A 6,280-nucleotide genomic window follows, 5' to 3' on the forward strand; every position below is an offset into this window, starting at 1 on the left:
GAGGTTCGCGCCGTCGAGGAAGCTGAAGGCCGAGTGCGCGTGCAGCTCGGCATACCGCGGTCCCATCACCCCTCCTTCATACGTACGTTCGAGTGTACGGGTTCCCACGGACAGGCGGACAGGCGGGCAGGCGGGCAGGCGGGCAGGCGGGCAGGCGGGCAGGCGGGCAGGCGAGTGCGCACGCCCCGGCACTCGTCCGTCTTTGACACGACCCGCAGTCAGGACCAGACTTTGTGTATCAATCAGTCAATGGATTGGAACACGCCGTGCTGCTCGTCGTCCTGCTGGCAGCGGTCCCACTCGCCATCTCCATCCTCGTCGCCGCGCACGCCCGCCCCGTCCGGGTGGCCGACGACGCCGTCACCACGCTCCGGGCCGCACGCCGCCACGAGGACCTCACCGCGCTCGTCTCGCTCCTCGGCGTGCTCGTGACGCCCGTGCCCTTGATGGCCGGTGCCACCACCTCGCTGGTCCGCCTCGGCTCCCCGGGCCTGGTGAGCGCCCTCAGCCTCACGATCGGCGCACTGGTCTTCCTCGCCGTCCACTACGTCGGGGAACGGACCTGGCCGCGCCCGGCGGGGCACCTCCGACAGGCAACGCTGCGGCGCCGGACACTGCGGGAGCTCGCCGGCCACCGCGGCCGGGGGCTGCTCGTCACGACCGCGGTGGCCGTCGTCGGCCTGAGCATCTTCGGCCTCACCGCGACGGAGTCCGGGCGCGCAGTACCCACGCTCATCACACCGGAGGCCGTCGGCGAGGGATTCGCCGGCGGTGCCTCGGGGCCGTACCCCGGGTGGGCCTACGGGCTGCCGATCCTGGCGGCGTTCGCAGTCGTGCTGGGCGCCACGTGGCTGGTGCTGCGCCTGGTGGCCCGCCGTCCCGCGGTCGCCGGCACCCACGATGCCGACGACCATGCCCTGCGTCGCACCAGCGCCGCGCGGGTCCTCGGCGGGGTCCAGCTCTTCCTCGGCGGGACGCTGACGGCGGTGCTGCTGGTCGCCGCCCAGGCGCTGCACAACTCGGGCTGGGCACTGGGTGGGGCGATCGCGGTGTCCGTGGCGGTGCTCGTCGGAGCCGGGGCCGTCATGGCCCCGGTGACGGCCGTGCGACCGGTGACCAGAGAGGTCGCTGCTGCCCGTGATCCGGCCGCCGGCCCGGCCGAGCCCGCCCGATGAGCGGCCAGATCCGCATCGACCTCGCCTCTGGCGTTCCGCCCTACGAGCAGATCCGGGGACAGGTTGCCGCACTGGTCGCAGCCGGCATCCTGGCCACGGACGATCGGCTGCCTACCGTGCGTGACCTCGCCTCCGACCTCGGGGTCGCCGTCGGCACCGTGCAGCGCGCCTACCGGGAGCTCGAGGCCGGCGGGGTCGTCGTGTCCCGACGGCGTGTGGGTACCGTCGTGGCCGCAGGGGCGTCTCCCCCAGCCCCCACCGCGCAGGTGCGCGCCCTGGCCCGCGAGTTCGTCATGGGGGCGCGTGACACCGGGCTGAGTGATGTCGAGATTCTCGATGTCGTCCGCGGCGCCCTCATGTCCGCGCCGCCGGACGCCCTGCCCTGACGGCCGAAGCGGAGCCGAGTTCGGTCACCCGCACCGCCCGCCCGCCATCTCGGCGACGTCGGACCCAGGCCGGGTCGCCGGAGCGACCGTCCGGGCGAGCCCGGTCCGGCCCTCGTCCGTCCGCGGGCCGTTCAGATACCTTTTTCCCGAGCAGCGTGGTCCGCCCCGGTGCCGACTCCTCGACCGAACGGTTCCCATGGCCCAGACCACCAACATCCCCAGGGAAACAGGTACGAAGGCGCCCCCAGCCCCTGGACCGGACCCTCCCGCGGGCCCGGCACGGCCATGGGGGTGGGCACGGGTGCGGGCCTGGGCACGGGCACCAACCCGACGCACGATGGACGCGGCCCGGCACGCCGTCCCCACCGCGGCACTGACGCTGCTCCTCGCGGCAGCCGTGACGGCGGGTGTCGAACTGGTGCACGTCCAGACCGATCCGTGGCTCGATCCGCTCGAACGCGTCGCCACCTGACGGGCTGACCGGCTGGCCCTGGAGGTGCTGGTCGTGTGGGCGGCGGTGGTGCTCGTCCACGCCGTCGTCGGCAGGCTGTGGCTCTCGACCGTCGTCAGCGTCACGGCGGGCGCGGTCATCGCTTTCGCGGACTACCAGAAGATGTCGCTGCGCGGGGAGCCGCTGTACCCGACCGACATCGAGCACCTCAAGGACGCGGGGCTGCTGCTGGAGCCCATCGGCGTCGAACCGGCCCGGGTGGGGCTCGCCGCCCTCGTCCTCATCACCATCGCCGCGAGCACGGCCGTCGCCCACCGTCGGTCCGCACGGTCCGCCCGGCCGAAGCTCCGCCGTCGTCGACCGACTCTCCTGGCACGCGCGACGGTGGGCCTCCTGGCCCTCGGGGTGCTGGCCACCACGATGACCTTCAACGAGTCCGGCAACCCGCTGCGGGCGCTCTGGGACCGGTCGGGGCCGACCTGGGCCAGGTGGGACCAGGTGGAGAACTACGCCGAGAACGGGTTCGTCTCGGGCGTGCTGTACAACATGCCCGGCACGGCCATGGACCGCCCCGCCGGTTACTCGGCGGCGGCGATGCGCGACCTCACGCTGAGGTACGCCGCGATCGCCACCCGGACCAACGCCACGCGCGAGGTGGGCGCGCTTGCCGACACGAACATCCTCCTGGTCCTCAGCGAGTCGTTCACCGACCCCACAACACTCCGGGGGCTCGAGGTCGCCGAGGACCCGATCCCGTTCACGCGCGGCCTCATGGCAGGGACGACGTCGGGCACGATGCTGAGCTCCGACTACGGCGGCGGCACGGCCAACGTCGAGTTCGAGGTGCTCACCGGGCTGTCGCTGAGCAACTTCCGTGAGCAGATGCACACGCCTTACCAGATGCTGGTGCCGAACAAGGCGGACTTCCCGTCCTTGCTGCGATCGGTCGGCCGGGGCCATGCGACCCTCGCGATCCACCCCTACGAGCGCAGGTTCTACCGTCGCGACGACGTCTACGCCACGTTCGGCTTCGAGCGGGCGGCGTTCCAGGACGACCTCACCGGCGCCGCACGCGTGGAGGACAACCCGTTCATCTCCGACGCCGGTACCTTCGACCGCGTGCTCGAGGAGCTCAGAACGTCCGAGGAGCCGATGCTCGTCAACGTGGTCACCATGCAGAACCACCTGCCCTACGAGGGCAAGTACGACGAGCCGCTCGGGGTCGACGGCGCGCTGACGCCCGCGGAGCGGCGCACCGTCGGCCAGTACCTGCGGGGCCTGCGTTACAGCGACGAGGCGCTCGAGCAGCTGGTCAGCGACCTCCGAGCGCTGGACGAGCGGACGATCGTGCTCTTCTACGGCGACCACTCCCCCGCCATCTGGCCCGAGCGGATCCTGTCGAGCAACGACGATCAGTCGATGTACGAGACGCCGTGGTTCGTCTGGGCGAACTTCGAGACCACGCCCAAGGACCCAGGTGCCGAGCTCCTCGGCCCCAACCACCTCGTGAACCAGCTCCTGGCGACGGCGGGCGCGGCGGTCACGCCCTACGACGCACTACTCGGGAAGATCGCCGAGGAGGTGCCCGCCGCCGAACGGGGCATCATGCTCGCCCCGGACGGCCGGGAGATCACCGACGAGGACCTCTCCCCATGGGCGGAAGCGCTGCTGGCGGACTACCGGCTGGTGCAGTACGACCTCACCGCCGGCGAAGGCTTCGCCGAGACGGCCCTGTTCGAGCCGCCCGTCGGCTGAACACCGGCGGGCGCCCGTCAGGTGAGGTGGTCGTGGTCGCCGCGGACCCAGGCCGCGTGCCGGTCGGCGCTGTACCGCACGGCCGCCCGCGCGTCCCGCGGCACGGGGTTGCCGAAGTTGCCGTAGATCCGGTCGAAGTCGAGCCGCAGGACGTCCCGCGCGACCCGCTGCGTCACGGCGGCGGAAAGTGGGATCCGGTTCGGGTAGCTGCGCATGAAGGCGACGGTCGCCCGGTCCGCGTTGGGGGCGATCGTGTCCCCGCTGAGCAGCACGCCGAGACCGTCCGCCGCGGTCCAGGTGGCGACGGCGTTGCCGGGGAAATGGCCACCGATCTGGTGGACCCTGATGCCCGGGACGGGCGAGACGGTGCCCGACCAGTAGCGGACGGCGTCGTCCTCGCGGGCGAGCCAGCGGGCATCGGCCCGGTTGACCAGCACGGGCACCCCACCGAGCGCCCGGCTCCACTCGACCTGGACGCCGAACATGTGCGGGTGGCTCGCGGCGATCGCCACGACCGCACCCTCTCGACGCACCCGACGCACGGCGTCGTCGTCGACGAAGCCGATGGGGTCCCACAGGACGTTCCCCACTGGGGTACAGGCCAGGAGCGCCTGCTGACCGATGCCCACCTGCGGTTGGGCAACCAGTCCGAGCAGCCCCGGTTCCACCTCGCGCACCGCGACGGCATGACCGACGGCAGCCATGTCCGCCAGCGTGGTCCAGGCCTGCCCGGTCGCGGGCACCCACTGCCGCGCGTCGGCGCAGATCTCGCAGAGCTCCGGCGGGAGGTCCGTGTCGGCATGCTCGACGGCGCAGGTCCGACAGATCCAGACGGTCATGAGGCGATCCTTGCCGTTTCGTCGGGTGTGCACCAGGTCTTCCCTCCCGTGCTGACGACGCCGGGTCTCAGTCGTAGACACCTTCGATCTGCCACCGCCCACGCTCGACGGCGAGGAGCAGCGCCGGCGTCCCTTCGGGGACGACCTGGACGTAGGCGCGGCGTCGCCCCTGGTCCGACGACCACCAGCGTTCGGTGCCGTGCCACGGCCCCGCCCAGGCGAGCAGCGGGTACTCACCCGCGGCCGACACCGAGATGGTTCCGTCGCGTCGCGCCGTCGGCGGGGGGACCAGCACCCGAGTGGGTGGCGCGCTGGCGGTGCCGCGTGCGTCCACCCGGACGTCGTCACCGGCGGCGTCCACCAGCCGCACGGGCACCGGCTCGGCGGGCACGGTGGCCGGCCACGGGGCGGGCACCTGGCCGGGCCAGGGTGCGTCGGTGCGGCGCAGCGGCACGGTGTCGTCCCCCCAGGCCACCAGCCGGGCGGCGGCGCGCGGGTCCCGCCCGCCCTGCAGCACCGGGACGAGCACCCCCTCGGCGCCGAGCAGGCCCTGCACGCGCAGGGCGGCGCGTCCGGCCTGCGCCTGGCCCCGGAGCGAGCGCCCCCACAGCCCGTCCTGCACCGCACCGGCGGGGCTGACCTCCTGGGCGACCAGCTCGAGACGGGTCAGCGGCGCCGCGGGCGGCCGGCCGCTCCGGCCGGACAGCCATCCCTCGAGCTGCCAGCGCACCCGGTCGGTCAGTTCGGCGGCGGTGGGTGCGCCGTCGATGTTCCAGGTGCGCACCAGCTCGTTACCGTCCTCGGTCCGGGCCCGCACCTCGAGCCGGGCGCAGACGACGCCGCGGCGCAGCATCCGTTCGGCGAGCTGTTCGGCCAGGGCCCGGGCGGCGAAGGCGGCGACGTCGGCCCGTTCCGCGGGCGGGTCGAGCTCGGTGGCGGCCAGCACGTCGTCCTCGGGGCGGCGGGCGGCGGGCGGACGCATGTCGAGCCCACGGGCGAGGCGGTGGGCGATCAGCCCACGGCCGCCGAAGCGGGCGGCGACGTCCCTGGTGGCCAGCGCGGCGAAGGCACCCAGGGTGCGCAGGCCGAGACGGCGCAGCAGATCCACCAGCTCCGCGGTCTCCGCGGCCGCCTGCCGGGTGCTCGCGGCCAGGGTGAGCGCGGCGACGTCCTGCCCGGCGAGGAAGGCGGACGCACCGCCGGTGGGCACGAGCACCCCGGCCCGGGCGGCGAGCATGGCGGCGAGCAGCCCGTCGCCGATGCCCACCTGGCACTCGGCACCGGTCTCGGCGGCCACCGTCCCGACGAGCAGATCGGCCAGGGCGTCCTCCGAGCCCACGTGACGCGCCGGGCCGCGGGCGAGGAAGACGACCATGCCGGGGCGCACGACCAGGGCGTCGGCCACCACGGTCTCCACCGCCTGGACGAGCGGCTCGAACGCACGCGCGTCCCGCACCTGGTCGACGGGCACCAGGACGAGCTCGGGGCACACCTGCTGGGCGCTGCGCCGCCGCATGCCGCGACGCACCCCACCCGCCCGGGCGGCAGCCGAGGCGACGACGACGCCGCGCGCGTCGTGCACCGCGACCGGTACCTGTGGATCCGCCAGTCCCTCGGCGACGGCGGCGGCCACCGGCCAGTCCGGGACCCACAGGACCACCCGGCGCGTGGCGC

6 protein-coding genes are annotated in these 6,280 nt (G+C 73.7%); 4 read left to right on the plus strand and 2 right to left on the minus strand.

The window, feature by feature from the left end; genetic code table 11:
- Positions 1 to 266: 266 nt before the first annotated feature.
- The 4 genes from ACYC1Z_RS13675 to ACYC1Z_RS13690 all read left to right on the plus strand — a co-directional run bounded on the left by ACYC1Z_RS13675 (position 267) and on the right by ACYC1Z_RS13690 (position 3,767).
- Complete coding sequence (locus ACYC1Z_RS13675) at positions 267 to 1,175, plus strand: hypothetical protein (RefSeq protein ID WP_461410077.1); 909 nt, start codon at positions 267 to 269, stop codon at positions 1,173 to 1,175.
- Positions 1,172 to 1,561, plus strand: a complete 390-nt coding sequence (locus ACYC1Z_RS13680; protein WP_461410078.1) for a GntR family transcriptional regulator — start codon at positions 1,172 to 1,174, stop codon at positions 1,559 to 1,561. Before ACYC1Z_RS13675 ends, ACYC1Z_RS13680 begins: the two co-directional genes overlap by 4 nt.
- A 337-nt stretch (positions 1,562 to 1,898) precedes the next feature.
- The gene (locus ACYC1Z_RS13685) at positions 1,899 to 2,033 is read left to right on the plus strand and encodes a hypothetical protein (protein WP_461410079.1); all 135 of its coding nucleotides are present in this window, start codon (positions 1,899 to 1,901) and stop codon (positions 2,031 to 2,033) included.
- 33 nt (positions 2,034 to 2,066) lie between these two features.
- Positions 2,067 to 3,767, plus strand: coding sequence for an LTA synthase family protein (locus ACYC1Z_RS13690; protein ID WP_461410080.1), 1,701 nt, complete (start codon positions 2,067 to 2,069; stop codon positions 3,765 to 3,767).
- 17 nt (positions 3,768 to 3,784) lie between these two features.
- Here ACYC1Z_RS13690 and ACYC1Z_RS13695 read toward each other — a convergent pair whose 3' ends face one another.
- Together ACYC1Z_RS13695 and ACYC1Z_RS13700 are read right to left on the minus strand one after the other, a co-directional pair.
- Positions 3,785 to 4,606 carry an MBL fold metallo-hydrolase gene (locus ACYC1Z_RS13695; protein WP_461410081.1) on the minus strand — a complete coding sequence of 274 codons (822 nt, stop codon included), beginning with the start codon at positions 4,604 to 4,606 and terminating at the stop codon, positions 3,785 to 3,787.
- 67 nt (positions 4,607 to 4,673) lie between these two features.
- A partial coding sequence (locus tag ACYC1Z_RS13700) for a Y-family DNA polymerase (protein WP_461410082.1) occupies positions 4,674 to 6,280 on the minus strand: 1,607 nt, incomplete at its 5' end.

The sequence above is a fragment of the Georgenia sp. genome (assembly GCF_054605595.1).